At 61.5% G+C, this 26,348-nt stretch carries 21 protein-coding genes and 1 tRNA gene; 8 read left to right on the forward strand and 14 right to left on the reverse strand.

What is annotated here, in order from left to right; genetic code table 11:
* Nucleotides 1-90: 90 nt before the first annotated feature.
* Nucleotides 91-1,710: a S41 family peptidase gene (locus tag VMU57_RS09635; protein ID WP_325382828.1), complete on the reverse strand. Its 1,620-nt coding sequence runs from the start codon at nt 1,708-1,710 to the stop codon at nt 91-93.
* 265 nt (nt 1,711-1,975) lie between these two features.
* Here VMU57_RS09635 and VMU57_RS09640 point away from each other — a divergent pair, with 265 nt between their 5' ends.
* The 7 genes from VMU57_RS09640 to VMU57_RS09670 all read left to right on the forward strand — a co-directional run bounded on the left by VMU57_RS09640 (nt 1,976) and on the right by VMU57_RS09670 (nt 10,420).
* Nucleotides 1,976-3,832 carry a peptidylprolyl isomerase gene (locus tag VMU57_RS09640; RefSeq protein WP_325382830.1) on the forward strand — a complete coding sequence of 619 codons (1,857 nt, stop codon included), beginning with the start codon at nt 1,976-1,978 and terminating at the stop codon, nt 3,830-3,832.
* 88 nt (nt 3,833-3,920) lie between these two features.
* Nucleotides 3,921-4,898, forward strand: a complete 978-nt coding sequence (locus VMU57_RS09645) for a 3'-5' exoribonuclease YhaM family protein (protein ID WP_325382832.1) — start codon at nt 3,921-3,923, stop codon at nt 4,896-4,898.
* An 87-nt stretch (nt 4,899-4,985) separates the two neighbouring features.
* Entirely contained in the window at nt 4,986-6,296 is a 1,311-nt protein-coding gene (locus tag VMU57_RS09650; RefSeq protein WP_325382833.1) for a class I SAM-dependent methyltransferase, read from the forward strand.
* A 68-nt stretch (nt 6,297-6,364) separates the two neighbouring features.
* On the forward strand, nt 6,365-7,537 hold the full coding sequence (gene aroC, locus VMU57_RS09655) for a chorismate synthase (RefSeq protein WP_325382834.1): 1,173 nt from the start codon (nt 6,365-6,367) through the stop codon (nt 7,535-7,537).
* Complete coding sequence (def, locus tag VMU57_RS09660; RefSeq protein ID WP_325382836.1) at nt 7,538-8,089, forward strand: peptide deformylase; 552 nt, start codon at nt 7,538-7,540, stop codon at nt 8,087-8,089.
* A 55-nt stretch (nt 8,090-8,144) separates the two neighbouring features.
* Nucleotides 8,145-9,080, forward strand: a complete 936-nt coding sequence (gene fmt / locus VMU57_RS09665) for a methionyl-tRNA formyltransferase (protein ID WP_325382838.1) — start codon at nt 8,145-8,147, stop codon at nt 9,078-9,080.
* Entirely contained in the window at nt 9,077-10,420 is a 1,344-nt protein-coding gene (locus tag VMU57_RS09670) for an RsmB/NOP family class I SAM-dependent RNA methyltransferase (protein WP_325382840.1), read from the forward strand. Before fmt ends, VMU57_RS09670 begins: the two co-directional genes overlap by 4 nt.
* 17 nt (nt 10,421-10,437) lie before the next feature.
* Here the strand turns inward: VMU57_RS09670 and VMU57_RS09675 are convergent, their stop codons facing one another.
* The 4 genes from VMU57_RS09675 to aroB all read right to left on the reverse strand — a co-directional run bounded on the left by VMU57_RS09675 (nt 10,438) and on the right by aroB (nt 15,192).
* Nucleotides 10,438-11,250, reverse strand: coding sequence for a PASTA domain-containing protein (locus tag VMU57_RS09675; RefSeq protein ID WP_325382896.1), 813 nt, complete (start codon nt 11,248-11,250; stop codon nt 10,438-10,440).
* Nucleotides 11,251-11,269: 19 nt separating this feature from the next.
* Nucleotides 11,270-12,727: a cation diffusion facilitator family transporter gene (locus VMU57_RS09680; protein WP_325382842.1), complete on the reverse strand. Its 1,458-nt coding sequence runs from the start codon at nt 12,725-12,727 to the stop codon at nt 11,270-11,272.
* Between the two features lie 495 nt (nt 12,728-13,222).
* Nucleotides 13,223-14,056 (reverse strand): ubiquinone/menaquinone biosynthesis methyltransferase, encoded by an 834-nt coding sequence (locus tag VMU57_RS09685; RefSeq protein WP_325382844.1) that lies wholly within the window; start codon nt 14,054-14,056, stop codon nt 13,223-13,225.
* Nucleotides 14,056-15,192 (reverse strand): 3-dehydroquinate synthase, encoded by a 1,137-nt coding sequence (aroB, locus tag VMU57_RS09690; protein ID WP_325382846.1) that lies wholly within the window; start codon nt 15,190-15,192, stop codon nt 14,056-14,058. The genes VMU57_RS09685 and aroB overlap by 1 nt, the downstream gene beginning before the upstream one ends.
* 54 nt (nt 15,193-15,246) lie before the next feature.
* On the opposite strand from aroB, the gene nadB reads away from it, so the two are divergent.
* Complete coding sequence (gene nadB, locus VMU57_RS09695) at nt 15,247-16,809, forward strand: L-aspartate oxidase (protein WP_325382848.1); 1,563 nt, start codon at nt 15,247-15,249, stop codon at nt 16,807-16,809.
* 84 nt (nt 16,810-16,893) lie between these two features.
* Here nadB and VMU57_RS09700 read toward each other — a convergent pair whose 3' ends face one another.
* From VMU57_RS09700 to VMU57_RS09740, 9 genes are all read right to left on the reverse strand, one after another.
* On the reverse strand, nt 16,894-17,589 hold the full coding sequence (locus tag VMU57_RS09700) for an outer membrane beta-barrel protein (protein ID WP_325382850.1): 696 nt from the start codon (nt 17,587-17,589) through the stop codon (nt 16,894-16,896).
* Nucleotides 17,590-17,682: 93 nt separating this feature from the next.
* The gene (locus VMU57_RS09705) at nt 17,683-19,002 is read right to left on the reverse strand and encodes a nodulation protein NfeD (protein WP_325382852.1); all 1,320 of its coding nucleotides are present in this window, start codon (nt 19,000-19,002) and stop codon (nt 17,683-17,685) included.
* Nucleotides 18,999-20,687 (reverse strand): tetratricopeptide repeat protein, encoded by a 1,689-nt coding sequence (locus tag VMU57_RS09710; protein WP_325382854.1) that lies wholly within the window; start codon nt 20,685-20,687, stop codon nt 18,999-19,001. The genes VMU57_RS09705 and VMU57_RS09710 overlap by 4 nt, the downstream gene beginning before the upstream one ends.
* Before the next feature lie 24 nt (nt 20,688-20,711).
* On the reverse strand, nt 20,712-22,328 hold the full coding sequence (locus tag VMU57_RS09715; RefSeq protein ID WP_325382856.1) for an ArnT family glycosyltransferase: 1,617 nt from the start codon (nt 22,326-22,328) through the stop codon (nt 20,712-20,714).
* A 4-nt stretch (nt 22,329-22,332) separates the two neighbouring features.
* Nucleotides 22,333-22,656 carry a DUF3467 domain-containing protein gene (locus VMU57_RS09720; protein ID WP_325382859.1) on the reverse strand — a complete coding sequence of 108 codons (324 nt, stop codon included), beginning with the start codon at nt 22,654-22,656 and terminating at the stop codon, nt 22,333-22,335.
* Nucleotides 22,657-22,703: 47 nt separating this feature from the next.
* Nucleotides 22,704-22,788, reverse strand: a tRNA-Leu gene (locus tag VMU57_RS09725).
* Between the two features lie 63 nt (nt 22,789-22,851).
* Nucleotides 22,852-23,514 (reverse strand): class I SAM-dependent methyltransferase, encoded by a 663-nt coding sequence (locus VMU57_RS09730; RefSeq protein ID WP_325382861.1) that lies wholly within the window; start codon nt 23,512-23,514, stop codon nt 22,852-22,854.
* On the reverse strand, nt 23,511-24,422 hold the full coding sequence (locus VMU57_RS09735; RefSeq protein WP_325382863.1) for a hypothetical protein: 912 nt from the start codon (nt 24,420-24,422) through the stop codon (nt 23,511-23,513). The genes VMU57_RS09730 and VMU57_RS09735 overlap by 4 nt, the downstream gene beginning before the upstream one ends.
* A 69-nt stretch (nt 24,423-24,491) precedes the next feature.
* The gene (locus VMU57_RS09740; protein ID WP_325382865.1) at nt 24,492-26,330 is read right to left on the reverse strand and encodes a 1,4-alpha-glucan branching protein domain-containing protein; all 1,839 of its coding nucleotides are present in this window, start codon (nt 26,328-26,330) and stop codon (nt 24,492-24,494) included.
* Nucleotides 26,331-26,348 lie beyond the last annotated feature (18 nt).

The raw sequence follows: 26,348 nt of genomic DNA on the forward strand, positions 1-26,348 counted from the left end.
CAAGTTTGAAGAGATAAGCGCAAAGAAAAACGCATCGCCCATGAGGCCGATGCGTTTTGTAATTGAGGCGTCGTTTACAGCGGTAGGACGTTAGCGGTTGGCCAGCGTTGTCTTCTCTGCTGCTGCAAGATGGTCTTCCAGCGCCTGAGCCTGGGGCAGGAAGCCGATTGCCTTGGCGATCTGCGGGTCCCAGTCGGCGCGCACCTTCAGCCCTTCCTGTTCTCCGAACTGCGAGGTGAAAAGTTCGCTCTTCACGCTTTCCTTGATCCAGTCGAGATTGTTGGCGATGTCAGCATCGGTGTAGTCGATGCTCTGCGCCTTCAGAAAGTCCTTGAAGTCCTTCATCGCAGCATCATCGACCACGAAGTCTTTGCTGACGGTGTGGGTGGCCAGATAGTGCTTGGTGAAGTTAAAGAAAGCATACTTCTGCAGAAGAGTTCCCTGAAAATCATTCGCCTTCAGTTCAGTGATAGGCTCATCCGGCGTGATTCCGCCGCCGCCATATACGGTGCGACCGGAGTCCGTCAGCTTGACCTCGAGGTTGCTCTTGTCTGGCTTTGCCGCATCGTCGCGAACGTAGTAGTAGTCGTAAAGCGAAACACCGTTGTAGTTGCGTTGAATCAGGCGGCCCGACGGCGTGTAGTAGTGGTAGGTCGTCAGCAGGAGGCCGGTGGCCTGGCTGAGTTGGAAGACGGTCTGGACCAGCCCTTTGCCGAATGTGGTTTCGCCGACGATCAGGGCGCGGTCGTGATCCTGCAGCGCGCCCGAGACAATCTCCGCCGCGGAGGCAGTATTGCGGTTGACGAGAACGACGATGGGATACTTCTTGCCCTCTTCGCCATTGGCGACGCGATAGACCTGATCGGGGAAGGCGCGGCCCTTTTGCGAGACGACGATCTGTCCCTTTTGCAGGAACTTGTCTGCCATGCCGACAGCCTCGTTCAGCAGTCCGCCGGGGTTGCCGCGCAGGTCGATGACGAGGCCGTTGATGTCCCCGAGCTTGTCCAGCGCATCGCCAACCTCGCGGCTGGTCGTTTCCATAAAGCTGGTGACGTGAATGTAGCCGATGCCCGGCCGTATCATGAAGGCGAGATCGACCGACGGGCGGGAAACCTCTTCGCGGATCAGGTTGAAGACGATGGGCTTAGGGGTGCCTTCGCGGTCCATTGTGACCGAGACAGAAGTGTTGCGCGGCCCTTTGAGCATGGAGGCGACGGCTGCCGAGTCCATGCCAGCGGTGGACTTCCCATCGACGGCTACAATCACGTCGCCTGGGCGGATGCCGGCTTTATAGGAGGGGGTCCCTTCAAAAGGGGTAAGGACGACGATCTTCAGGCCATTCTTTGCGGTCGGGTCGGGCTGCGGCTGGATCGACATGCCGACGCCGTAGTATTTGCCGTGCTGGTCTTCACGCATCTGGGCGAAGGCCTTCGGGTCCTGGAAGCTGGAGTGTGGGTCGAGCGTGTGCAGCATCCCCGGGATGGCGCCGTCATAGATCGCTTTATCTACCTTGTCGGAGTCGAGATGCTCCGCGTAGTTCTGTTCGACCAGGGCATAGACGTCGGTAAAAGAGTGCAGGGAGTCGCGGAGCGTGGACTCGTCCGTCGCCGACTGGGCATCGACCTTCTGGTTGATGAAGGTCCCGAGCACGGCGCAGCTGGACAGAAAGAGGGTAGCGATAAAGAGTGCGCGACGGGTGCGTGGAGCCATTTGCTTGGATTACCTCAAAAAAAAGCGGGAAACAGTGCTCAATATCTACGCAAGGGAATGCGTACTATGGCGCGCCCTCTTTGGACGGAGTATAGCATCGGGGGGTGAGCGGCCGCTGGCGATAAAGGGGATTCGCTAGATAGGGGCGGGACAGTTAGAATGGTGAGCGGATACCGTCCAATGCTGCGGACAGTCAAACGAAGCAGTGCTGGCACCCGTGCGATGGCCGTGGCCTCGCGGATGTTAATTGAAGATACGAGTGACGATGACCTTTAGAATTTCGCAGTTTGCGGTGGTGTTGGGGCTAAGCGTGCTGGCATTGCCGGGTGTGGCGCAAATGCCACGGTATCAGAGTCCTGTAAGCGTACCGGAGACGCCGCAGCCGCAACTGTCGCTGCCGACTCCGGCTCCCATTACGCCCAACGCCACAGTGGTGGAGGATGTGGTCGCACGCGTGAACGACCAGATCATCAACCGCAGCGATGTCGAACGCGCCCAGCAGGAGCTTATCCGCGAGGACCAGCAGTCCAATGCCGCTCCTGCGGATGCTGCTCAGCGGCAAAAAGATCTGCTGCGCGACATGATCGACAAGCAGCTGCTGCTCTCCAAGGCTAAGGAGCTTGGTTTAAACGCCGACGCCGAGGTCATCCGCCGGCTCGATGAGATCCGCAAGCAGAACCACCTCGACTCCATGGAGGCACTTGAGAAGGCCGCGGCGGCGCAGGGAGTTTCCTTTGAGGACTTCAAAGCGAACATCCGCGACAGCATCCTCACCCAGCAGGTGGTGCGCGACGAAGTAGGCCGCCGTCTGCAGATGACGCAAGTGCAGGAACAGACCTACTACGACGCCCATAAGCAGGACTTCTCCCAGCCGGAGCAGGTGAGGCTGAGTGAGATCCTGATTCCCACGCCAGCCGACGCAAACGACGCGGCTCTGGCGACGGCAAAGGCCAAGGCCGACGAGGTGGAAGCAAAGCTCAAGGCCGGTGCCAAGTTCGATGAACTGGCCAAGACCGAGTCCGGCGGATCGACGGCAGCCCAGGGAGGCGATCTCGGAGAGTATAAACGTGGCGGGTTGAAATCGCAGCTGTTGGAAGACCAAACCTTCAGCCTTAAGGCAGGACAGGTGACTGCGCCGATCCGGACCCGCCAGGGCTACCTCATCCTGAAGGTCATTGAGCACCAGTACGCTGGCACACCGGCGTTGAAGGATATCGAGCCGCAGGTTCAGGAAGCCATGTACATGGAGCAGTTGCAGCCTGCGCTTCGTACGTACCTCACAAAGCTGCGTGAAGAGGCATTCATCGACATCGCGCCCGGCTTCGTGGACTCCGGCGCCAGCCCCAACGAAAGCAAGCCGGTATTTACTGCCTACGCTCCTCCTGTGGCCAAGAAGAAAAAGGTTGAGAAGAAGCGGCGCTACGAGACCAGCAACGGCACGGGCCGGTTTGCGGCGCAGGGGAAGCGGTCGGCAGCAGACGCCAAGGTTCCTCTCGCCACTCCGGCAGCGGCGGTTGCATCCTCGGACAACGGCAAGCACAAAAAGAAGAAGAAGGTTAGGCGCGAGAAGATCCGCTTCGGACAGGCTCCTCGCACCGCATTACCCGCCGGACCGGAACAGACGGCAGTCGGCGGCGACGTGGGGGCAGGAGCTGCCTCGGCTTCGGCCATTACGGCCGCGCCTGGGGCCGCGATGACCAACCTCGAGGAGAGCGCTTCGCAGGCGGCTGATGTCAATCCGCTAACGCCTACGGTTGAAGCGCCCACGAAGAAGACGCGTTTCGCTTCCCGCGAGAAGGTCGTTCTGGCGGAAAAGAAGGCCGCTCGAAGGAGAAAGGCCAAAGAGAAAGCTGCAGCGACGCCGGAGGCAGAGTCCACTCAGGAGAAGGCAGACCTGAAGGCGCAGGGCGCCCCTCTCGGCTTGAACGGCGATACGGTCAAGAAGAAGAAAAAGAAGAAGGTGAAGGGAGCCAGGAAGGAACGGTTGGAGAACAAGCCGAAGCCATCGACAGCGCCTGCACCAGCGCCTGCACCGACGGTGAGCCCTTCGCTTGGAGAAGGCCTCGCGCCTGCCCAGCCAGCTACGCCGGCAACTCCACCCGCTTCGACACAGCCGAACTAGCTGCAAGCACCGCCTGTCAACGACGCGAGAGCCATGGCTCTCGCGTCGTTGTCTGCGCAGCAGGCATCTCCGCGTTATCCTGAGGTGCATGAAAGACTTTTTTATTGCCGACGCCGCGAAGTTCGATAACGACAATGTAACCTCCTACTTCGCGCTGTCTTCCTTGTCGGTGCGCGAGAAGAAGCAGGGCGGCCAGTACCTCGCGCTTACGTTGACCGACAAGACCGGAACCATGGAAGCCCGCATGTGGGACGACATCGCCGATGCGCTGGCAAGCTGCTCCGAGGGATGCTACGTCAAAGTGCAGGGGCAGGTCAGCAAGTATCAGGGCAAGTTCCAGATCACCCTGCAAAAGATGCGCAATGCCGCCGAGAGCGAGATCGACCCCGCCGACTATCTCCCTGCGACCCTCTATAACGTCGATGAGATGTGGGCCGAGCTTCGCGGCTATGTCTCGCAGTTCACCAATCCCGACCTCGAGCGGCTGGTCTTCGCCTTCCTCGACGACGAGGCGATTGCGTCAGCCTTCCGAACCGCCCCGGCGGCCAAACGCCTGCACCACGCCTGGCTCGGCGGCTTGTTGGAGCACGTCGTCACCCTGGTGCGCGTCTGCCTCGCCACTGCCCCGTTCTATCCCGAGGTAAATTCCGACCTGCTCGTCACCGGAGCCATCCTGCACGACATCGGCAAGACCCGCGAGCTTCACTGGAAGAACAGCTTCGGCTACACGCTCGAAGGCCAACTGATCGGCCACATCAGCATCGCCCAGGGAATGCTGCTGGAAAAAGTGAAGGAGCTGGCACCATTCCCCGAGAAGCTGCGCGTTCTGGTTGAGCACATGATCCTCAGCCACCACGGCAAGTACGAGTTCGGCTCGCCTAAGCTGCCCATGACCGCAGAGGCCCTGCTGTTGAATATGCTCGACGACCTCGAAGCCAAGATGCAGGTGCTGCGCAACGAGTTCGCCGCCGCCGAGGCCAGCGGAAAGTCGGCGGGAGAGATGACGGAGTGGGTCCGCAGCATGGACCGCCCGCTGCTCGACTCCCGCAGCTACCTGAAGGATTGAGTCTGTCCTCTGGCATCGAATCCAGCCGAATCGGCATCGAAGGTAGTGTTGCCCGGAATCGGGGAATTGATCATTCGGGAGTAAGTCATGCCGACGGTCACCAGAACTAACGCCCTCTCTCACAAACTCTATGCTGGACTCACCCATGAGCTCGAGGCCTATCATGGCCCCTCCTTCGAGCTGCGTTTATGGGACGACACCGGCGCAAACTATGGCGCAGGCAATCCCCGCTTCACCATCACCGTTAAATCGCTCGATGTGTTGAAAGCCCTTCTATGGGATCCTAACGAGATCTCCCTCGGTGACGCCTTCGTCAAGGGCGATCTCGAGGTCGAAGGCGACATCTTTGCCATGTTCGAGTTCGCCGACTTCGTCTTCAGCCGCGCTCACGGCGTCGAAAGCCCATCCTACGTTCGCCGCCTGGCCATCTCCGCCGCCAGAGCCTGGCACCATCTCGAATACGCAGTCAGTGATCTCTTCACCCACAGCCTGCGCCGCGACCGGCAGGCGATCTCCTTCCATTACGACAAGCCGCCCGAGTTCTTCGCTCCCTGGCTCGGGCCGACGATGGTCTACTCCTGCGCCTACTTCTGCCGCAGCTCCGAGACCCTCGAAGACGCCCAGCAGAACAAGCTCGACCTCATCTGCAGGAAGCTCCGCCTCCAACCCGGCGACCAGATGCTCGACATCGGCTGTGGCTGGGGCAGCCTTATTCTCCACGCCGTAAAGCACTACGGCGTCCACGCCCTGGGCATCACCCTCAGCGAGCAGCAGTTCGCCTTCGCCCGGCAGCGCATCGCGCAGGAGGGCCTTGCCGCCCACTGCGAGGTACGCCTCTGCGACTACCGCCAGCTCGACCACGCCGCTCCCTCCTTCGACAAGATCTCCAGCGTAGGCATGTTCGAGCACGTCGGCTGGCAGAACCTCGGCACCTACTTCGACACCGTCAGGAAGCTGCTAAAGCCGGGCGGAACCTTCCTCAACCACGGCATCGTCTCCTCGCTGGACGAGTACAAAAAGCACGGGCCATCCTTCATCCGCAAATACGTCTTCCCGGACACTACCCTCGCCACGCTCCCCATCGTCACCACCCAGGCCGAGCACGCTGGCTTCGAGCTGCGTGACGTCGAGTGCCTCCGCGAGCACTACGAGCGCACCCTCCACGGCTGGGTCGACCGCCTTGAGCGCTGCAAGCGCGACCTGCTCAACTACGTCGATCCCGAGACCTACCGCGTCTGGCGGCTTTACATGGCGGGCTCCGCCGAGGCCTTCCGCAAGGCGAAGATCAGCGTCTACCAGATCCTGCTCTCCAACCCCGGCAGCGACGACCATGTTCTACCGTCTACCCGCGAAGACTGGCTGCTGCCGCCACAGGGACAACTCGCCGACGCCCATTAAGCGCCTTCACGATTGTTACAATTAGACTTGCGGCGTCAGCGTGCCTTCGCGCCGCTTCAGTGAGGGAAATGCTTCGATTTTCGACAGCGGGAGAGAGTCACGGCGAAAGCCTCGTGGCCATGGTAAGTGGAATGCCGGCCGGCGTTCCCGTCGATCTTGAGTTTGTGAACCGCGAGCTATGGCGTCGCCAGAAGGGATATGGCCGCGGCGGCCGTATGCGCATCGAGCGCGACACCGCGCACGTCCTCAGCGGCGTACGCCATGGCAAGACCATCGGCTCGCCCATCGCCATGACCCTGGCCAACAACGACTGGAAGAACTGGACCGAGATCCTGCCCGTTGAAGAGGGCGATCCCGAAAAGCACAAAGCTGTAGCTTCGCCGCGTCCCGGTCACGCCGATCTCGCCGGTGCCCTCAAGTACGACTTCAAAGATGCTCGTTATGTTCTTGAGCGCGCGAGCGCCCGCGAAAGCGCCGCCCGCGTCGCTTCGGGAGCCTTTGCCAAGCTCCTGCTCAAGGAGTTAGGCGTAGGCGTAGCCAGCCACGTCATCCGCGTAGGCAAGGCCGAGCTGTCTCGCCCCGCCACATGGGAGGAGATCGTAGCCCTGCAATCGAAAGACGAAGTCCTCCTCAACTGCGTCGATCCCGAGAGCGAAGCCGCCATGAAGGTCGAAGTCGATGCCGTCCTCCGCACCGGCGACACTATCGGCGGCGTCTTCGAGGTCGTCGTCCACGGCCTGCCTCCGGGCGTCGGCACCCACGCCAACTGGGACGAGCGCATGGACGGCCTTCTCGCCCAGGCAGTCATGAGCCTGCAGGCGGTCAAGGCCGTCGAGATCGGGCGGGGAGTCACCGCAGCCGAATCCCTTGGCTCCGCCGTTCACGACGCCATCGGTTACGAAGGCGAGGGCGGCTTCACCAAATTCTCCCGCGAGCAGAACAACGCCGGAGGCATCGAAGGCGGCATCTCCAACGGCGAAGACATCGTAGTGCGCGGCTATCTCAAGCCCATCTCGACGCTGCGACGTCCGCTCGGCTCGGTCAGCTTCGAGACCCGCGAGCCAGTCAAGGCAGCCTATGAGCGCAGCGACGTCTGTGTCGTCCCCGCGGCAGGCGTGGCGGCGGAGGCCATGGTAGCGCTGGCCATCGCGAGGCTTGTGGTAGAAAAGTTTGGCGGCGATTCTCTACGTGAGATGCAGCGCAACTTCAACGGCTATTGTGAGCAGATTCGAGAATATTAAGTGAGCCAATCCGTAAGCAAATCGACGAGTCAAGCAACAGGAAAAATCCACGAAATCGTAAAGTGGCCCGACCCGGTGCTGGCAAAGCGCGGCGAAGACGTCACTGTGTTCGACGCGAAGCTCAAAAAGCTGGTCGAAGAGATGTTCGAGTCGATGTATGCCGCTCAAGGCATCGGCCTGGCCGCGCCGCAGATCAATATTTCACAGCGCATCACGGTCATCGATTGCAGCTTCAAAAAGAACCCCGACGAAAAAGTCGTCCTCATCAATCCAGAAATCATCGAGCGCAAGGGCAAGCAGGTCGAGGAAGAAGGCTGCCTGAGCCTGCCTGAGATTCGCGAAAAAGTCTCTCGCGCCGCCTGGGTTAAGGTCCGCGCGCAGGACGTCAACGGAAATCCGATCGAGATGGAGGGCGAAGAACTGCTGGGGCGCGCCATGCAGCATGAGATCGACCACCTCGACGGCGTCCTCTTCATCGACCGCCTCAGCCGCCTCAAGCGTGACTTCGTCGTCCGCAAGATCAAGAAACTGCAAAAGAACGGCGAGTGGTAGCTCTCAACCCCTTCCTCGTTGCCATCAGTGCTAAGCCTTAAAGGAGAACCAAATTTTGAAGCTCGTCTTCTGTGGCACTCCTCAATTCGCTGTCCCTACCCTTGAAGCTGTCCTCGCCGCTGGCCATGAAGTGGCCCTTGTGGTCACGCAGCCCGACCGCGCCGCAGGCCGAGGCATGGAGACGCAGGTGCCGCCGGTCAAGCGCGTCGCGCTCGAGTATGGCATTCCCGTCGCTCAGCCGGAGAAGATCAAGAACAACTTCGAGTTCCGCACCCAGCTTGAAGATATCCGCCCCGAAGCCATCCTCGTCGTTGCCTACGGCCGCATCATTCCGCAGTGGATGCTCGACCTGCCGCCTTGCGGTTGCATCAACCTGCACGGCTCGCTGCTGCCGAAGTATCGCGGAGCTGCCCCCATTCAATGGGCCATCGCCAACGGGGAGAACGTCACCGGCGTCACCACCATGCGGCTCGATGCAGGCCTCGATACGGGCGACATGCTTCTGGCCAAGGTCGTCCCCATCGCGCAGGAAGAGACCGCGGTCGATGTCTACGAGGGCCTGGCTGCCGTTGGAGCCGAGCTGATGGTCGAAACCCTCTGCGGACTTGCCGACAAGTCGCTCTTCTGTCAGCAGCAGGATCACGCGCTGGCCACGCTTGCTCCTATCCTCACGCGCGACGATGGCCTCATCGACTTTTCTCGCATGGCGCACAATCTCTACGACCGCTGGCGCGGCTTCCAGCCCTGGCCGGGAGCGCACACCACTCTGCGCGGCAAAAAGCTGATCGTCCACAGGATGCGCGCGTCGTCTCAAGCCGCCGAAGGCGAGCCGGGAACGATTGTCGTCGATGGCGATGCCGTGATGGCCCTCTGCGGCAACGGCACGGCCCTTTACCTCGACGAGGTACAGCTCGAAGGGAAGCGCCGCATGACCGCCGCCGAGTTTCTAAACGGCTATCAGGTCAAGAGTGGCGAACGGCTGGGAATATGAAGAACAAGCCAGCCCAGCCAAAGGCTCCTAAGACAAAACGCGCCCCAGTGATGAAGCGCCCAGCCTCTGCTGGCCCAACTGCCACCGCCGAAGCGGCCATCGCTAAGATCACCCCGGCCCGTCTGGCAGCATTTGAAATTCTGACCCTTGTAGGCGAGGGCAAAGGCCACAGCGACGAGCTGTTGCACTCCCCGCGTATCGAATCGCTCTCGCCCGAAGATCGCAACCTCACCACGACGCTGGTCATGGGAGTTCTGCGCTGGCAGATCGCCCTCGACGCTCGCATCCGCACCCTGCTGCAAAGGCCGGAGCAGCGGCTGGCCGAACCGATCTCACTGGCTCTGCGGCTGGGCGCATTCCAGCTTCTTCATCTCGACCGCATCCCCGCTCACGCTGCCCTCAGCGAGAGCGTGGAGCTATGCCGCGCCGCTGGCCAGCCTCACGCCACCGGAATGGTCAACGCAGTCCTGCGCAAGCTGGCGGCAGCACAAAAGCCCGGCCAGCGCGTCTTTGAATCCACCGCCGCCTTCTCCGAGCGCCTTGGTCATCCGCAATGGCTGGTCGAGCGATGGGTCGCCGCCTATGGCCGTGAGGCCGCGCTGAAGATCTGCGAGGCCGACCAGAAAGAGCCAGCAGAAGGTTCACTCTTCACCGAAAACGGTGGCGACCTGCCGCAGATGGACGACGGCTCCCGTCTGGTAGCCGAGCTTGCCGCAGCAGCCGCGCCGCACGCAAAGACCGTATGGGACTGCTGCGCTGCGCCCGGTGGCAAGACTCTCATCCTCGCCCATCGGCTGGCCTCATCGGCGATCACCGCCAGCGATGTCAGCGCAAAGCGACTCGCCCAGACCGAAGCCCGCTTTCGCCGCTACGCCTATGCCGAGCGCATCCGCTGCGCCGTCGCCGATGCCACCACTCCCTCCGGCAACCAGAGCTTCGATCTAATCCTCTGCGATGTGCCTTGCAGCGGCACCGGCACTTTAGCCGGAAACCCGGAGATTCGCCATCGCCTCAAGCCTGAAGATTTTCCTCGTCAGGCAGCGCGGCAAAAGGCAATCCTGAAGGCTACGCTGAAGCAGCTTGCTCCCGGCGGCAAGCTGGTCTACTCCACCTGTTCGTTGGAGCCGGAAGAGTGCGAACAGATCGTAGCGGAAGTTATTGCCGGAACAAATATCGTCCGAACTCCGATTGAAGCTCTGATGAAGCAGCTATCGGATTCAGGCACTCTCCGGCAAGATGCCGATCTCACCTCCGCCGTGCGTGACGGAGCGCTACGAACGCTTCCCGGCGTCCACGCCTGTGACGGCTTCTACGCAGCCGTGTTCGAAGCTGCGAAATAGGTTTAGCTCAAAAAAGACTAGTGAGTCAGCGTGATGTGAACGGCATCGCCCTTCACCACGCGATATCCAGCCAGCGGACTCTGGTCCACCACCGTACCCGGCTGCACCGCCGCTGTTGCTGGGACAGCCGCGACAGGCGCTCCGGAAGCTGCCGGAATCGCAGGAGCTGTCGGAGCAGTGGGTACCGGGGGTGCAGGCAGGTTGACGTCCTCTATGCTGGCGATGTGAACCCCAGCCGCAGCCGCGCGGGCTACGGCGCTGGCCAGGGTCAGGCCGGTAAGCGAAGGCATCACATACGCTGTCGCGTCAGGATCTTGCGGTGCGCTGAGCAGCAGGCTTACGCGAGGGCGGTCGATGCCCGAGGCATTCGGTGTAGGCGTCTGGGCCAGCACAACCCCATTCTCGGCATCAACTGGAAGCTGGGCAACTGTCCCCATGTCGAGCGTGAGGCGACGCATCAGGATGGAGGCTGGCCGCTCCGTCTGTCCGATCAGGTTGGGCACGGATACCTTCTGTGGCCCAAGGCTCTCGGTGACGCGCACCGTCCATTCGCGTCGGACGGTGGCTCCAGAGGTAGGCGACTGGGCAAGAATATGTCCGGGAGCAACATCGTTTGAATAGAATCGGTTCTCGACGTTGAGGTTGAGTCCTTGCGAGCTGGCCGCCTGGCTGGCCTCGGCGATGGTGAGTCCGGAGAGGTTGGGGACCTCGACCTCGCGGCCATGAATGGCGAGGCGCATGGTAAGGAACGCGGAGATGAGCGCAACCGCAAGCATCGCCATCGCACCGAGAAGAATATTGAAAAATCGGTTGATGCTGGAGATCTTCATCAACGTCAGGATACAGTCTTCAGCCGCGATTATCGGTGGCAGGTTCGGGATGAATTAACAGCCGGTTGACCTCGGGAGCGTCCAACTTGAAAGCTCCTTCGAGCGCGGTAATTACGGCGTGAACCTCGGCCATCGGCAGATCATCAGGTAGGGTGCAGTGGCAACTCACCTGGATGCGGTCGCTTCCAGGGTTGGGAATGCGGGTGACGAAGACCTCGTGGATATCGAGTATCTCGGGGAACACTGCGGCGGCGCGACGAAGGCGAACTTCGAGCTGGCGGTCGCGCTCGAGCGAGGCGGGACGTTCAATCGTGGCCGGTTCGCTCTCGATATGGGTGAGGATGGTAGCGATGCCGGGGATCTCGCGGCGCATGTCGGATTCAAGCTGGGTAGCCAGCGCGTGCGCGTCGCGCAGAGGCATGGTCTCGTCCACTTCGAGATGCTGTTCAACATGCAGTTGATAGTTGTACTCCTGCACGCTGACGTCGTGGATGGTGAGGTTGGAGCGCGCGGCGACGGCGCGGATGCGGTCGTGGACGCTCTCTGCCATGGAAGCGGTGGGAACGGAATGAACGACGACGTCGGCACCGGGGAGATGGCGCTGCACGGCTGTGGTGGCGGCTGCGGTGATCTGTTCGGAGCGTTGGAAGGTGAGCTTGCGCGGCATTCCGAGGGTGACGTCGGCGAAGTAGCTGGAGCCGGAGCGGCGGGTGCGGACGCGATCGACGGAGAGAACGCCGTCGATGGCGGCCAGGTCGAGGATGAGGTCGCGGCGGGTCTGGGCGCGGGTCTCGGCGGGTGTGGCGTCGAGAAGGGCATCGATGGTGTGGCGAGCGAGCTGCCAACTGACGCGGAGGATGATGCCGGAGACGATGAGGGCCGCGATGGGGTCGGCGAGTTCGAGGAAGGGAAGGTGCCAGTGCTTGCCCGCGTAGGTTGCGGCAAGGCCGAGGAGGACGGCGAAGGACGACCAGATGTCGGTGCGGAAGTGGATAGCGTCGGCTTTGAGCGCTTCGCTGTTGTGTTGGACGGCGACACGGTGGAGGGTGCGGGAGCGGGAGTAGTCCACGGTGATCGAGAGCAGAAGGACTGCGAAGGGCCACACGGAGAAGGTGAGCGCGAGGTTCTGGTGGAAGAGGATGCGGCGGATGGCCTCGGTGAGAATCCAGATGCAGGAGCCGAGCATCAGCACGGTTTCGACGAAGGCAGAGAGACTTTCGATCTTGCCGTGGCCGTAGTTGTGGTCTTCGTCGGCGGGACGGTCGGAGACCTGTACCGAGAAAAAAGTGATGGCTGCGGCGCAGAGGTCGATGCCGGAGTGGGCCGCTTCGGAGAGCATGCCGAGGGAGCCGGTAAAGATTCCGGTGATCAGCTTAAGCAAAGTAATGATGAGCGCGGCGAAGACGGACAACAGCGCGGCGGAACGCTTGGCGGCGTGTGTGTGCGCTGCTTCTTCGGGCGTCGTAACAAGGGCCATGGGAAAGATGCTACATGGGTTTAAGGGGAGATGATGCCTAACTGACTTGCGGGAGTCGTCAGAGTCTGGTGATGTCCCCAAAGATTCCCTCAGAGGCTAAAGCCTCTTTTCATAAGAATGAGTTACGGCGCGGCTGAAGCCGCGCCCTTTCAAAACCAAGACTTGATCGGAGGGTTCCTTAGAGTCTGGGGGCACCCCCCCGGGGTATCTTTCCCGTAAACTATTATGATTCATCAAGTTACTGGAATTGATCTTCGCAAAATATTCATCCTTCAAGGGTTAGATATCAAAATATTGATTCTAAATGGCTTACAGGCAAGGTATTGCGGTCATTGGGGTTCTGTTTTGTTAACTGTTTCAAGTTTAGCGAATTGGGTGAAACTGTTTTGCAGCTTTTGAAGATTTATTTTTTAGGTCTAAGTCATTTTATTTGTTGGAGATGCCGGGATAGCTCAAGGATGATGGGGCTTGACATGGAGTTTTGCCGGGTTTCCGTCAGGGTTTGGTGGCGCGATAGAGACCGGCGGTGCCGAAGGTGTAGCTGGTCCAACTGGCGTCGGTGAAGCCAGCCTGTTGGATCAGTTCGATCATGCGCGACGGGCTGGGGAAGCGGGCAACGGAGTCGGGGAGATAGGTGTAGGCTGCCGGGTCTCCGGAGATGAGGCCGCCGAAACGAGGCAGAATCTGCTTGAAGTAGAGGTTGTAGAGCGCACCGGTGAGGCCGGTGGGCTGGTTGAAGTCGAGGATGCCGATCTGGCCACCGGGGCGGAGGATGCGGTGCAGTTCGGCAAGGCCTGCTTCGTAGTTGCTCAGGTTGCGGAAGCCGAAGGCGGAGGTGACGAGGTCAATGGAGTTGGACGCGATGGGGAGGTGGAGGGCGTCGGCTTCGATGGGGATAATGTTGTGCGGGGCGAACTTTTCGGCTCCGCGGGAGAGCATCTGGTGCGAGAAGTCTACGGCGAGAATGGGGGAAGGGGGCTTGGGATTTGGTGGCGCTTCGATCCCATGTCTCAGAATCGAGACATGGGGCACCCGGTTCTGTGCTGATTTGGGGCGGTGTTTGAGGAGGGTGAGAGTCATGTCGCCTGTGCCGCAGCAGAGGTCGAGGGCTACGGACTCGGGGCGTTGGAGGATAGGGCGGAAGGTGCGGGCGGCGCGTGCCCACCACCAGCGGTCAATACCGACGGAGAGGACATGGTTGAGCAGGTCGTACTTCGGCGCGATGGTGTCGAACATCTGCTGGACGTTCGCGGCGGCGTCCTGATCGGTGGTGGTGCCGGTGGGACGGGCTCCGATGGTGTGTTCCGATGTGTTTTGCTGTGTTGCCATTACCGCTTGCGCTTTCGTGTCGATGCGGGCTTGGGTGTTGTAGTGTGTTGGCGCATGAGGTCGAGCATGGATTCGGCGGCGGCGAGGAGTTCGGGCTGGGTGACGTCGCGGACGATCTTCACGGTGCCGATGCCGGTGGGCAGGATGAAGGAGAGCGTGCCGCTGCGGTTCTTCTTGTCGCTGGAGGTGAGTGCTACTAATTTTGCGGCTGTCGCCTTGAAGGACGAGAGCGGTCCGTAGCGGAGGATGAGCGCGATGATGCGGTCGGATTGTGCCTGCGTGATGAGTTTGCGCGACAGGCCGAGATGGGTGGCGGCGATGCTGCCCCAGCCTACGGCTTCGCCGTGGAGGAGCTGCTTGTAGCTGGTGGCGGCTTCGATGGCATGGCCGATGGTGTGGCCGTAGTTGAGGATCATGCGCAGGCCGGACTCGCGCTCGTCGTTGGCGACGACGTCGGCCTTGACGCGGACGCTGGCGGTGACGACGTGGGTGAGAGCTTTGGCGTCTCCCTTGAGGATGGCGTCGGCGTTCTGCTCCATGTATTTGAAGAGCCTGGGATCGCGGATGATTCCGGCTTTGACGGACTCCTGTAGCCCGGCGCGGAGCTGGGCCGGAGGCAGGGTGGCTAGTATGTCGGTATCGGCGAGGACGGCGAGGGGATGGTTGAAGCTGCCGACGAGGTTTTTTCCAGCGACGAGGTTGACTCCGGTTTTGCCGCCGATGGAGGAGTCTACCTGCGCGAGGAGTGTGGTGGGAATTTGTATGTAGGGGATGCCGCGCATGTAGATGGCGGCGAGGAATCCGGTGATGTCGCCGATCACGCCACCACCAAAGGCGATGAGTAGTGAGTCGCGGTCGGCCCCGGCGGTGGCGAGCTGCTGCGCGAGAGATTCGACGCTGGCGAGGCGCTTGTGGGCTTCGCCGCTGGGCAGGAAGAGGACGGTGGGCGGCTGCTTGAACGATGGGAGGGCCTGCCTGTGCCAGAGGCCCCAGATCTCGGGCGAGGTGACGATGAAGGGGCGGAACGGCTTGCCCTTTGCCAGTTTGTTGAGGCGCGGCGCGAGAGTGCGCAGGAGGCCGGAGGCGATGGTGATGTCGTAGGCGGCGGAGGGCGTCTTGAGGGAGATGACGGGCACGATATCTCCATGGTATCGTGTGTTGCGGTGATTCTGGAGTAGTAGCATCGAAGGATGGAACAAGTTGATTTTCTTGTAGTCGGTGCGGGAATTGCGGGTCTGAGTGCGGCGATTTGCCTGGCGCGGGTGGGCAGGGTGATGGTCGTCACCAAGGAAGAGCTGGCGGAGTCGAATACGGCTTATGCGCAGGGCGGCATCGCGGTGGCGATGGGCGGCGAGGAGGACGTCGCGCTGCATCTCGAAGATACGATGAGCGCGGGCGATGGGCTGGTGAACCGCGAGGCTGCTGCGGTGCTGGTGGAGCAGGGGCCGCGACGGGTGGAGGAGCTGCTGGCGTGGGGAACGAAGTTCGACCGCGAGAATGGTGAGCTGATGCGGACACGCGAAGGGGCGCACAGCCGGTCGCGGATTCTGCATGCGAATGGCGATGCTACGGGCAAAGAGATTGCCGTGTCGCTGCTGCGGCATGTGCGCGAGATGGATTCGATTGAGCTGATGGAGTGGACGACCGGCGTGGATCTGCTGGTGGAAGGCGGGCGCGTGGTGGGGGCTACGCTGCTCGATGGCGAGGGCGGCGTGCGCGTGGTTCGGGCGAAGGCGGTGTTGCTGGCCAGTGGTGGGGCAGGGCAGGTCTATAGCGACACGACCAATCCGGCGGTGGCTACAGGGGACGGCATCGCGATGGCTTACCGGGCGGGCGCCGAGGTCAGCGATATGGAGTTCTACCAGTTTCATCCGACGGCGTTCAGCGCGCCGGGTGCGCCGAGGTTTTTGATGAGCGAGGCGTTGCGGGGCGAGGGGGCTTATCTGGTGAACGCCAAAGGTGAGCGGTTCATGGAGCGGTATCATCCGCTGCTGGAACTGGCTCCGCGGGACGTGGTGGCGCGGGCGATCACGCATGAGGGCATGGACGGCGAAGTCTATCTGGACATGCGCGGCGTCGGAATCAAGAAGGATCTGCAGACGCGCTTTCCGGGGATCTCAAAGTTTCTGGCGAAGTACAGGCTGGAGCTGGGACGCGACCTGATTCCGGTGCGTCCGGCGGCGCACTACCTGATGGGTGGCGTACGCACGGATGTGCATGGACGGAGTTCTCTGCCTGGGCTTTATGCGGCGGGCGAGGTGGCGTGCACGGGAGTCCACGGAGCGAATCGGCTGGCCAGCAACTCTCTGCTGGAGGGGCTGGTCTTCGGGGTGTTGGCTGCAGAGGCGATGCTCGCCGATGACGACAGGGCCCAGGGACCAGGGACCAGGGATCAGGCGGCGGACGTGGTGACTTCGGTTAGGGGTGGAACTACCGGAGAGAAAGCCACGGAGCGATGGATTGCGGAGCTGCGCGATCTGATGTGGAAGTATGCCGGCTTGCTGCGAGATGCGGCGGGGTTGGGGGAGGCCCAGCGGAGGCTGGACGCGCTGGCGGTGACGATGCCGCAAGGGATGTTCCGGCGAGCGCTGGAGGCCCGCAACCTGCATAGTGTGGCTGGATTGATCGTGGCGGCGGCCCTGGGCCGCGAAGAGAGCAGGGGAGCGCATTACCGCAATGATTTTCCGGAGAGACACGCTGCGGCGCGACACTCGGTGATGGCGAAGGGGCGGTTGGAGTTCGTAAACAACTGACCACGGATTACGCGGATAAACGCGGATGAAAGACAAAGCTTGATCCGTGTTTTCCACGTAATCCGTGGTCGATGATTTTGAATTTTAGAAGCGGAGGTAGAAGCCGACACCAGGCTCGAAGGTGGAGGTACGGTGCAGGATGGTCAGGTAGTTCTGGCCGAAGTCGGGGGCGAGGAAGAAGACCTGGCGGAACTGGGCGCGGAGACCGAAGTGAGGTGAGATCGCGTCATCGACTCCGGCCGAATAATAATAGGCCGCACGGGCCTGTTCGCGGAGTGACTGGCCGCCGAAGGTCGTAGGGCGGAAGGCGATGGTGCCGAGTCCGGCGGAGAGAAATGGCTTCAAGGTGAACAGCTTCGGTGTATGGGCGACGTAGCCGAGGGTGTACTCCGAGGCATTGGTCTGGACACCGGCGCTGGCGGCGCCACCGCTTGAGGGCGAGCCGAAGGGAGTAAAGGTCTCGGTATATCGAGCGTAGGTGTAGTTGCCTTCAAAACCGACGTAGGGGGACTTGATGTAACGGATCGTTATCAAGGCGCCGAGGGTGTTGCCGGTCGAGAGATTGACCGTGAGCGGGGTTCCATTGGCGTCGGTGGGGCCGCTTTTGGGAATGCCGCTGCCGCTGCCGTTGAACTGGCCGATGCCGCTGACGCTGAAGTCGATGCGATCGAGCTGTTTCTGGAGGGCGGGGGATTGAGCCTTTGCGGTTGGTGCCGCCAGAGTTGCGAGCAGGCAAAGCGTAATACTCCAGACACAGGACAGGCGGGACACATTCAACATCGAGACGAAACTCCCTTGAGCAAAACTTTGGACGATACTTTTGAAGCAAACGGCAGTGCTTTCAGTTTACCCCGGTTGCCGCAGTGGTGCGCCTCAGGACTGGACTGAATCTCCGGTGGGCTCCACGATGAGGGTGAGGCCGTCGACGCTGCGCACAAGGACAGCGGCCCCGGCCGGCAGCGCGGCATGGTTGCGAAGAGACGCTTGCCACAACTCGCCGCGAATCTCGACCTGGCCGTTCGGGGTAAGTGGAGTCTGGGCAATTGCGACGCCTCCGACCATGGCCTGGGGGCCGGTCAGGACTTTGCCGCGACGGGCGCGCAGGGCAATCCAGGCGAGTCCGAAGGAGATGGTCCCGAAGCCGATACCCGCGCCGAGAGCTGTCCCCGTGTGCACCTGCATCTCGGGCACGGAGGTGTTGACCAGCGTCGCCAGGCCGAAGACAAGGCAAATTGTTCCAGAGAGGGCCAACATGCCGTGGCTGGCGAACTTGGTTTCGAGCACCATCAGGACGAGGGCTGCAATCAGCAACAGCACCGCCGTGTGGCGGATGGGCAGGAGGTTCAGGCCGAAGAGGCTGAGCAGAACCAGCAGGGTTCCGATGGAGCCGGGGATGATGGTTCCGGGAACGTTGAATTCGAGATAGATGAGCAGCCCGCCGAGGACAAGAAGGAGAACGGCGAGGTTGGGATCGGTAAGCCGGGTGAGCAGACGCTCGCGCAGGGAGGGCGCGATTTCGGTGATGGTCGCACCCTGCAGGTGCAGGGTTGTGGAGCTGCCGTCGAAGCGCTTGATCTCGCGGCCGTCGAGCGAAGACAGCAGCGACTGGTCGTTGCTGGCGATCAGGTCGATGAGCTTGAGGTTGAGTGCCTCCTCGTCGCTGTAGGACTTCGAGTTACGAACGGCGTCTTCGGCAGCCTGCACGTTGCGCCCGCGACGAGAGACGTAGGAGCGGAGAAAGGCCGCGGCGTCGTTCTCGATCTTTTGCTTGAGGATGGCGTCGGGCTCGCGGCCTTCGGTGACAGGATGAGAGGCCCCGGCGTTGGTTCCGGGGGCCATGGCAGCTATATCTGCGGCTTCGAGCAGAAAGAATCCTGCAGAACCGGCGCGGCTGCCGGTAGGGGAGATATAGACGATGACGGGAACAGAAGATTTTTCGATGGATTCGACCATGACGCGGGTCGATTCGAGCAGACCGCCCGGTGTGCCGAGAGAGACGATGACCGCGCTGGCGTGGAGGCGGGCTGCCGCGTCGAGGCCGCGCTGGAGATAATCGGCGGTGATGGGCTGAACGGTGTCGTGGATGATTAGCTTCACGACGACGGGCTTTGCGGTGTCGGCGCGCGCGGCCACGGGCAGAAGGCACGGGAGCAGGCAGACGAGCGCGAAGAGGAACTTCAGCGAGGTCTTCATGGGATGCGTTGTCCGCGCGCGAGCAGGGTTTGCCGCAGGGCCAGGGCTGCCGGGTCCCTGGGGTCAAGTTTCAGAGCGTTGCTGACATCCGCCGCAGAGGCGTCCATCTGCTTGGCTTCGAGCTCGATCTTGGCGAGAACGACGTATGCCCCTGATGTTGGCTGGAGCTTCAGCGAAGCCTGCGCCTCGGAGCGCGCGTCGTCGATATTGCCGGTGTGCTCGCGCACTTTGGCGAGTCCCGTATGCGGTGCGGGACTGGAGGGGTCGGCGGCGATGGCGGCCTGGAACTCCTGCTCGGCTTCGGGAATGAGTCCTTGTGTCAAGTAGTCGTTGCCGGATTGCGTGTATTCGACCGCCTGTTTGGCGGGGGGCAGTCCAGCCAGACGCATGGCGCGCATCTGGTCGAGCTGAAAGGCCGCCTGGCGGAAGGAGGCCTCCGAGTACGTCCTGCGGATGCGCTCCAGCGGGTCGAAGTCGGAGTCATCCGTGGATGACGTTGCAGCATTGGCGGTGTCGGGTTTGGCCGCGGTCGCCTGAGACGGCTTGAGGCTTCTGCCGGAACGGACGCGGGCCTTCAGCATGGTCGCTTCCTTGTCGGTGGGGCGAAGCTTCAATGCCTCGTCGACCTCTCGCTGTGCACCGGCGAAATCGCCCTGGCGCAGCAGAGCCACCGCGAGGTTGTAGTGGTAGTCCTCGTCGTTGGGGTCGGCGGTGGAGGCCCGCTGAAAGAGAGGAATCGCATTGTGGCCCTGACGGCTGGCCGCCACTCCCTGATTGTTGACGACTTCGGGAAGGGGAAGACGGCTGGCGACGAACGCAAACGCCGCCTCAGCGTCGGCATATTTTCCGGAGTTAAACCGGGCGAGGCCAAGGTAGAAACCGGCTTCGAGCGCACGGCGGTCGTTATGGGACACCTTGGCAAGGGTCGTGGCCGCATGATCGTAGTCGCGCTGGGTGAACTGCACTTTTCCAAGGGCGAGCAGAGCCGCAGGATAGTTAGGCGCAAGGGTAGTGGCCATCTGCAGGCGCTTGATCTGCTCCTGCGGCGAGGATGCGCTGATGCCGCGAATGTAGTTCTCAAAGGCGCTGAGGGGAACTCCTCCGGCAGCGGAGAGGAAAGTCTGCTGGGCGACATTGAAGTGGGGATCGATGTGTTTCGCGATCGTCCAGGCGATGGAGTTTTCAACATCGAAGAGGCGGGGCAGCTCGCTGGAGTCGTCGAGCGGCTGCGAGAGGTTCAGCTTGTCGACATTAAGGATCTGCGCCTGAACGTTGATACGGCCCTTGCTGACGGTGTAGCTGCCTACGATCACGAAGTTGGCGTCGAGGGTTTGGGCGATGCGGATGGTGGTGGCGCGGCTGGGCTTGAAGTCCACAGGAAGGCCGAGATGGTCGAGCGCGAACTGGCGGTCGTCGGTCGAGATGGTGAGAAACCCGGCGGACGCAAGACGCTGATTAAGCGTGTCCGGAAACGAATCGCCGATCCAGTCGAGATTAGGCTGGCCGGAGCGGTTGTCGAAGGGCAGAACCAGAACGACTCGTCCCGTGGCCTGAACCGCGTCACCGTCTGGTGCGCTCTGTGCAGCGCGGGCGCGGGGCGCGAAACTAAGGGAGCAGCACAGCAGGAGTGCTACGGGCAGGCATGTTTTTTGGAGAATCGAGCGCGGGTTGAACGGTCTCAGCACAGCTATGAGTATAGAGCTTGCGTGTCAGCGCGGCAGCCTGAGAGAAGCGTCGACGATACGGGGGAAGCGAAGCACGGCGGCCCACTCTCCTTTGCGGTGCGCCTGCCAGACGACCTCGCCGTGCAGAAGGGCCGCGGCTGCGGCGGGATGCATATCGTGGTGGAAGTCGAAGAACTTCGTGTCTTCCGATTCGTTGGGTTTGCCGAGATTGAGAGTGCCGGGCGGCGGCTCCCATTTGGTGGAGAAGATAAAGGCCGTGTCGTAGGCTCCGGGGTCGGCTGCCGCTTTCTGCATCTGCTCGATGGAGAAATTGGGGATGGCCACGGTCTTGATGGGGTGATGCGTATAGCCGATCTCGGGTCGGCCCAGCTCCGAGGTCGCAGGCCATGCTGTCAGCACGGTGGCTTGCGGGTAGTTCCGCTCGATGAAGTGGACAGCCTGCTGGTGCAGGACGATCATGTCGCGGTAGGTGAGGTTGTCTTCGGGCGCGAAGGCGTAGGGCGGATTGATCCAGATGCCGCTGAGGAAGGCCGCAGCGCTGAGCGCGGCGATGAGCCACCACTGGCGCAGATGACGGCGCCAGGTCGAGACGCAGAGCAGCAGCACCAAAGGATACATCGGCAGCAGATAGCGTGTGAGCAGCGCTCCGCCAAGGATGGAGAAGGCGATCCAGTTAGCCAGAAGGATGACTGCGATGGCCTTGAGCGCCGATTTGCGAATCGCTCGTGGAGCCGTCGCAGAAGTGACAGGGATGAGGATGACAGCCACCGTAGCGACGACCGGGACGAACATGTTCATGTGCATCGTCAGGTGAAGAAACCGGTGCCACAGGCAGAGCGCGATGCGATAGGCGCTGAGGTTCGCGGTGGCGTTGTAGCGAAGGAACTCAGGGTTGCCGAAGATGAAGCCGGTGCGGTGGTAGTGGTAGGCGTACCAGGCCACGAGCGGTGCGATGGGGAAGAGAAGGGCAGCTATCCAGCGTAAGCTCTGGCGTTTGTTTGTGGCGCGGCATTGAAGGAAGAGGATTACCTCCCATAGCGCGAGCGCCGCAGGAGTCATGATCGCGGTCTCCTTGGAGAGAACGGAGAGGGAGAACATGACTGCCGCGAGAATTTGATTCTTTGCCGTGCTTTGGTTTGCATCGTCGCGGTCGAAGGAGAAGGCCAGGCCCCAAAGCGTGAAGGCAGCGGCGAAGATGTCGGCGTGCGCGAGCGTACTTTGCGCGAACCAGATGGGATAGATCGCGGTCAGCACGGTCACGACCGGGGCAGCGATGGCCCCAGCGAGGGTGCGCGTCAGCTTGTAGACGCCGAGCAGGGCCGAGGCGCTCACGATGCAGACCAGCGTGCGCGTGCCGCTGACGACGAATCCCGAGAGATGCCACCACGCCGCCAGCAGGATGGAAGGCAGCGGCGGGTGCGCGTTGGTGATGGTGGTCTGCGGGATGAGGCTGCCGGTGCGGAAGAAGTCCCACGCGGCAGGGATATAGTAGCCGCCTTCGTCCCAGAAGTAGGGAAGGCGAAGCAGGGTGAGATGCGAGAGATAGACAACCGCGAAGAAGAGCGGGAAGAGCATCCAGAGGGGGATGTCGCCCGGTGTGGAGTTGCCAGGTCTTGCGCTGAATTTCTTCGGGGTTCGCACTCTCTTAGTGGACGGGGCCGTTGGCCTGCGGAGGGACCTGCTCCAGCGTGATCTGCCCGAAGGCCTGCTCGTACTGGGCGAGGTTGTGGCCGAGGACGTTCCATAGGGCCTTGGCCTGCTGCGGGCTGAGATAGATGCCCTCGAAGTTCTTGACGTGCAGCTCTTCGGGAGTGTCCTGAGTCATGGTGCCGAAGACCAGGAAGAAGTCCCACACGCTCATGCGGACCTGCACGCTGTTGGCGTAGTCTTCGCGATAGTTCTCGGTGTTGGAGAGTCGGAGTGCGGGCTGTTCGGTCGGCTGGTTGGCCGTGGTCTTGGGCTGGCTCATTTGGATCGCTTTCGAGAGACTACTCTGTGGGGCGGATGGTAAAGATTTGGTGCGAAAGAGGGGACTTGAACCCCTATGGATTGCTCCGCCAGATCCTAAGTCTGGTGCGTCTGCCAATTTCGCCACTTTCGCATTGTGTAGGGCTTGCTCATTTGCTGGCTGCGCGGTTTGGATGTGCCATCAACAGCGTACTGGTTAAGGCAGGGCTAATGCAATGGGACTTGATTCGATCTGCCAGAGTTCGGTGGTAAGCAGACCCGCGAGCGAGTGGTGGTGGGCGAGGCGTGTCAGTCCGGCTTTGGCGAGGGGGGATGCATAGTCGGGAAGGTGGGTGGTGCGCAGGCCGGTGATGATACGGAATGCGAGGTAGAGAGAGCGGACGAGGATGCGTGCGGGGAGACGCATGTGTCCCTCTGGGATGCGAAAGTCGGAGATGAGCCAGAGAGCGTCTGGCGTGAGCGTAGGAGCGATGCGGTCGATGAGCGCTTCCACGTCGGATTGGGTAAGGCAGTCGAGAAAGAAATGGGTGACGACGAGATCGTAAGCTTCGGTGGGCGCGAAGGAGAGTGCGCTGGTGTGGTGGGTCTCGAGGCGTGTGGCGCTGGCTTCGCAACGCTGCCTTAAGAGTTGAAGCATGGTCGCGCTGGAGTCTACGGCGTCGACATGAATGCGGAGGTTGGCGGCCATGAGGGCCGCGAGGAAACGGCCGTCTCCATCGCCGATCACAAGGGCCTTTTTCTGATTGAGCAGCTTGGGGAGGAAGTGCAGGCGGCACCGTTCCAGCGCGCGGCCCAGAGTTAAGTATTCGAGCCAACGGTAAGGACGGGCGATGGGGTTGAAGTTGGGTTCAGGGTTCATCGACGCAGAAAGGGAATGAGCAGCAGGGGAGTGAGCAGCACAAGATCTGCGGCGGCGCGGAGAGCAAGCGGTGCGATGCGGCGACGACGATGGTGCAGCACCAGCAGAAGAGCGGCAGAGACAGCGGTGGCGAGAGGAATCTGCCATGGAGCGCGATGAAAGAGGACGCTGAGAATCGTTCCCGCGAAAGCGATGGCAACTGCGAAGAGCGGAAGATGGCGCAGCGCAAATCGGGTGGTGGCGTGGGCGGGATGGTCGGGAGCGGAAGGCCGCTCGGGATCGTGCTCCCACGCGTAGATGAAGAGGCAATTCAAACTGCAAAGCATCGCCAGGAGAAGCGCCGAGGGCAGCAGGACAAGGCGTAGGCTGGGCTCACGCGCGACAGTAGGGATGAAGGTGGCGGCGGCGAAGAAGATGCCGACGGCGATCTCCTTGGGAAAGCGGTGGGCGCTGCGGGTGGCGTGGATGAGAATGAAGTATCCGAAGAGCAGACCGCCCAGGATCAGATAGAGATGGATGGCTCCCGTCGAGAGGCGAAGCAGTAACGGCGCGAGTCCCGCCGAGGCGAGCAGTATTCCCGTGAGGAAGCCGGTTCGGTGGCGGTGGTGGAAGTAGTGGCGGGCTTCGAGGTGTTGCTCCTGCGGCGACTGGCTATCGAGCATCCGGGTGTCGAGCAGCCGATCCGCCGCGTACAGCATCCAGACGGCGAGAAACATCGCGGCAATGGAAGAGAGGGGAAGGCGCATGTGGTCGGCGGCAGCGATAAACCATACCCAGAGAGCGGCGATAGTGGGAGCATCGAGCGAGAGCAGATGCCACAGCCCAAGAACAGAGCGCTGTTTTCGAGAGGGGGGCTTTGTGGCTGGCGACAGCGTTGGTTGCGTCGAGATTGACGATGCGAGAGCCACATCTTTATTTTAGGCGCGAAAAAAGGAGCAGCTCAAAGGGAGCCGCTCCTTTCTCTGTTGGTGACGTAATTAAGCGGTCGCAGCATCTGCGGAAGGTGCAGGTGCTGCTTCTGCGGGAATCCTCGCCTGATCTTCTGCTTCGCGAACCTGATGAGCTCCGGCGACCCACAATCCGGGATCAACGTCCGGAAAGACACCGTCGCGCAATTCGATCTCCGCCAGCCGCGCCTCCTGAGTCGCAGTCAGTGAGCCGGCCGATTCAAACCCCTGCCAGATAGCCTTTACCTCATTGAACTGATCGTTATGCGTGAGAAAGCGAATCTCGGCGTAATCGCGAGCGGCCCCGGTAGTGATGAGGAACTGCCAATCGGAGGACTCTAGCAGAAGTAATTCGCGGCAGAGCTGTTGCATGATGCGCTTGCCCAGTGCAGAGTTACGCCAGTGCCCGGCCGTGCAGACGTCACGCGTGTAAAGTTCGGCGGGATAGATATGGGTGTAGGTCCACGAGGTCTCTGGGTTCATCCAGACGTGATTGTTGCCCTGGGCTCCCCATGAGCCTTCGTGCATGGCGATGAAACCGGCACGGGGATAACGTTCGAGGTATTCTGCGCAACTGATCAGCTCAATCCCGGTGTTGTGGTCGTGAATAGTGCGCGCCACGGCTTCGAGCCACAACGTTCCCTCGAACCACCAGTGTCCGAACAGCTCGGCGTCGAATGGAGAGCAGAGGATGGGTGGAATGGTGTCGTTGAAGCCGGACTGAAGCGCCTCCCATACGAGGTGAACATAGTTGGCCGCGTGAGACTTCACGCGCTCTGCGGCCTCCTGGGGATAGTAGGGCTGCTTGTCGCCCATATCGACCTTGGAGCCGGTCACGCGCCAGTAACGATGACCGCCGGGCCAGCGCTTCTTGTGAAAGTCGAGATAGGTGCCGTCACCGGGATAGCCGCTGTCACCGGACCAGACCTGGACGCCGGTACGCGGATCGCGAGGAAAGATGGTGGTGGCGTTGCTCTTATCGTAGGGACCGTCGACGTAGTAGGGCTGGTAGAGGCGGCGATAGTCGCGGTGCGTCATCTGCTCGGTCTGCTCGTCGGTGGGGACGGCACCGTTCTTCAGTTCGTAAGGCGAGGGAACGCGGTGCGACTCTTCGACGAGATGGGTATCGACGAAGAAAAAATCGATGTTGGATTCAGAGAGCGCCTGCTCCACGCCGATGCGGTCGAAGCCCGGAGGCGTGGGCGTTCCGTCGGCGTTGGCCACGGGATAGTTCCAGAAGCCTGCGGGACGGTAGCCGCACTCTGGCGCCCAGATGCCCTTGGGATGCTGGCCAATGTGGCGGATATGGGTGGAGACGGCGGTGCGAATTTGGGCACGAACGCTCTCGTCGGTTCCCAGCAGCGGCATATAGCCGTGGGTGGCGCCGCAGGTGATGATGTCGATGAGGCCGATGTCGTTGAAGTGGCAGAAGGCCTTGATGATGTTCTGGTCGAAGTGGTTGAAGTCTTCGAGCGCCTGGGAGAAGAAGCGGTGCCAGAAGCGCGCGGTCTCCGCGTAGTGGGCCTCGCCGGACTGCGTGAAGAATGCCTCGTCTTCCTGCGCGGCCACGATCTTTCGCCCGAGATAATTCGGAAACTCCGCGATGAACACAGGGTGCGAGAGCTGTTCCAGCAGGATAGGCGAGAGATTGAGGTTGCAGTTGAAGCGGATGTTGTCGCGTTCAAGATCTTTGAGCACGCGAAGCAGCGGCAGATAAGTTTCGGCAGCGGCCTCGTGCAGCCACTCCATGCCATGCGGCCAGGTGCCGTGATTGACAACGTAAGGCAGATGAGCGTGCAGGGTGAAGGTTAGAAACCCTGACGGCTTCTTTGTCGTGTTGGCCGCTATTTGGGGCGATGCCTTCGTCAAGACGGAGTACCTCAAGGA

The organism is Edaphobacter sp., assembly GCF_035532915.1.
Taxonomy (GTDB): domain Bacteria; phylum Acidobacteriota; class Terriglobia; order Terriglobales; family Acidobacteriaceae; genus Edaphobacter.

Coding starts and splice junctions, on each gene's coding strand:
- VMU57_RS09635 (WP_325382828.1), bottom strand. CDS start 1,710: ATGGCTCCACGCACCCGTCGCGCACTCTTTATCGCTACCCTCTTTCTG.
- VMU57_RS09640 (WP_325382830.1), top strand. CDS start 1,976: ATGACCTTTAGAATTTCGCAGTTTGCGGTGGTGTTGGGGCTAAGCGTG.
- VMU57_RS09645 (WP_325382832.1), top strand. CDS start 3,921: ATGAAAGACTTTTTTATTGCCGACGCCGCGAAGTTCGATAACGACAAT.
- VMU57_RS09650 (WP_325382833.1), top strand. CDS start 4,986: ATGCCGACGGTCACCAGAACTAACGCCCTCTCTCACAAACTCTATGCT.
- aroC (WP_325382834.1), top strand. CDS start 6,365: ATGCTTCGATTTTCGACAGCGGGAGAGAGTCACGGCGAAAGCCTCGTG.
- VMU57_RS09670 (WP_325382840.1), top strand. CDS start 9,077: ATGAAGAACAAGCCAGCCCAGCCAAAGGCTCCTAAGACAAAACGCGCC.
- VMU57_RS09675 (WP_325382896.1), bottom strand. CDS start 11,250: ATGAAGATCTCCAGCATCAACCGATTTTTCAATATTCTTCTCGGTGCG.
- VMU57_RS09680 (WP_325382842.1), bottom strand. CDS start 12,727: ATGGCCCTTGTTACGACGCCCGAAGAAGCAGCGCACACACACGCCGCC.
- VMU57_RS09685 (WP_325382844.1), bottom strand. CDS start 14,056: ATGGCAACACAGCAAAACACATCGGAACACACCATCGGAGCCCGTCCC.
- nadB (WP_325382848.1), top strand. CDS start 15,247: ATGGAACAAGTTGATTTTCTTGTAGTCGGTGCGGGAATTGCGGGTCTG.
- VMU57_RS09700 (WP_325382850.1), bottom strand. CDS start 17,589: ATGTTGAATGTGTCCCGCCTGTCCTGTGTCTGGAGTATTACGCTTTGC.
- VMU57_RS09705 (WP_325382852.1), bottom strand. CDS start 19,002: ATGAAGACCTCGCTGAAGTTCCTCTTCGCGCTCGTCTGCCTGCTCCCG.
- VMU57_RS09720 (WP_325382859.1), bottom strand. CDS start 22,656: ATGAGCCAGCCCAAGACCACGGCCAACCAGCCGACCGAACAGCCCGCA.
- VMU57_RS09730 (WP_325382861.1), bottom strand. CDS start 23,514: ATGAACCCTGAACCCAACTTCAACCCCATCGCCCGTCCTTACCGTTGG.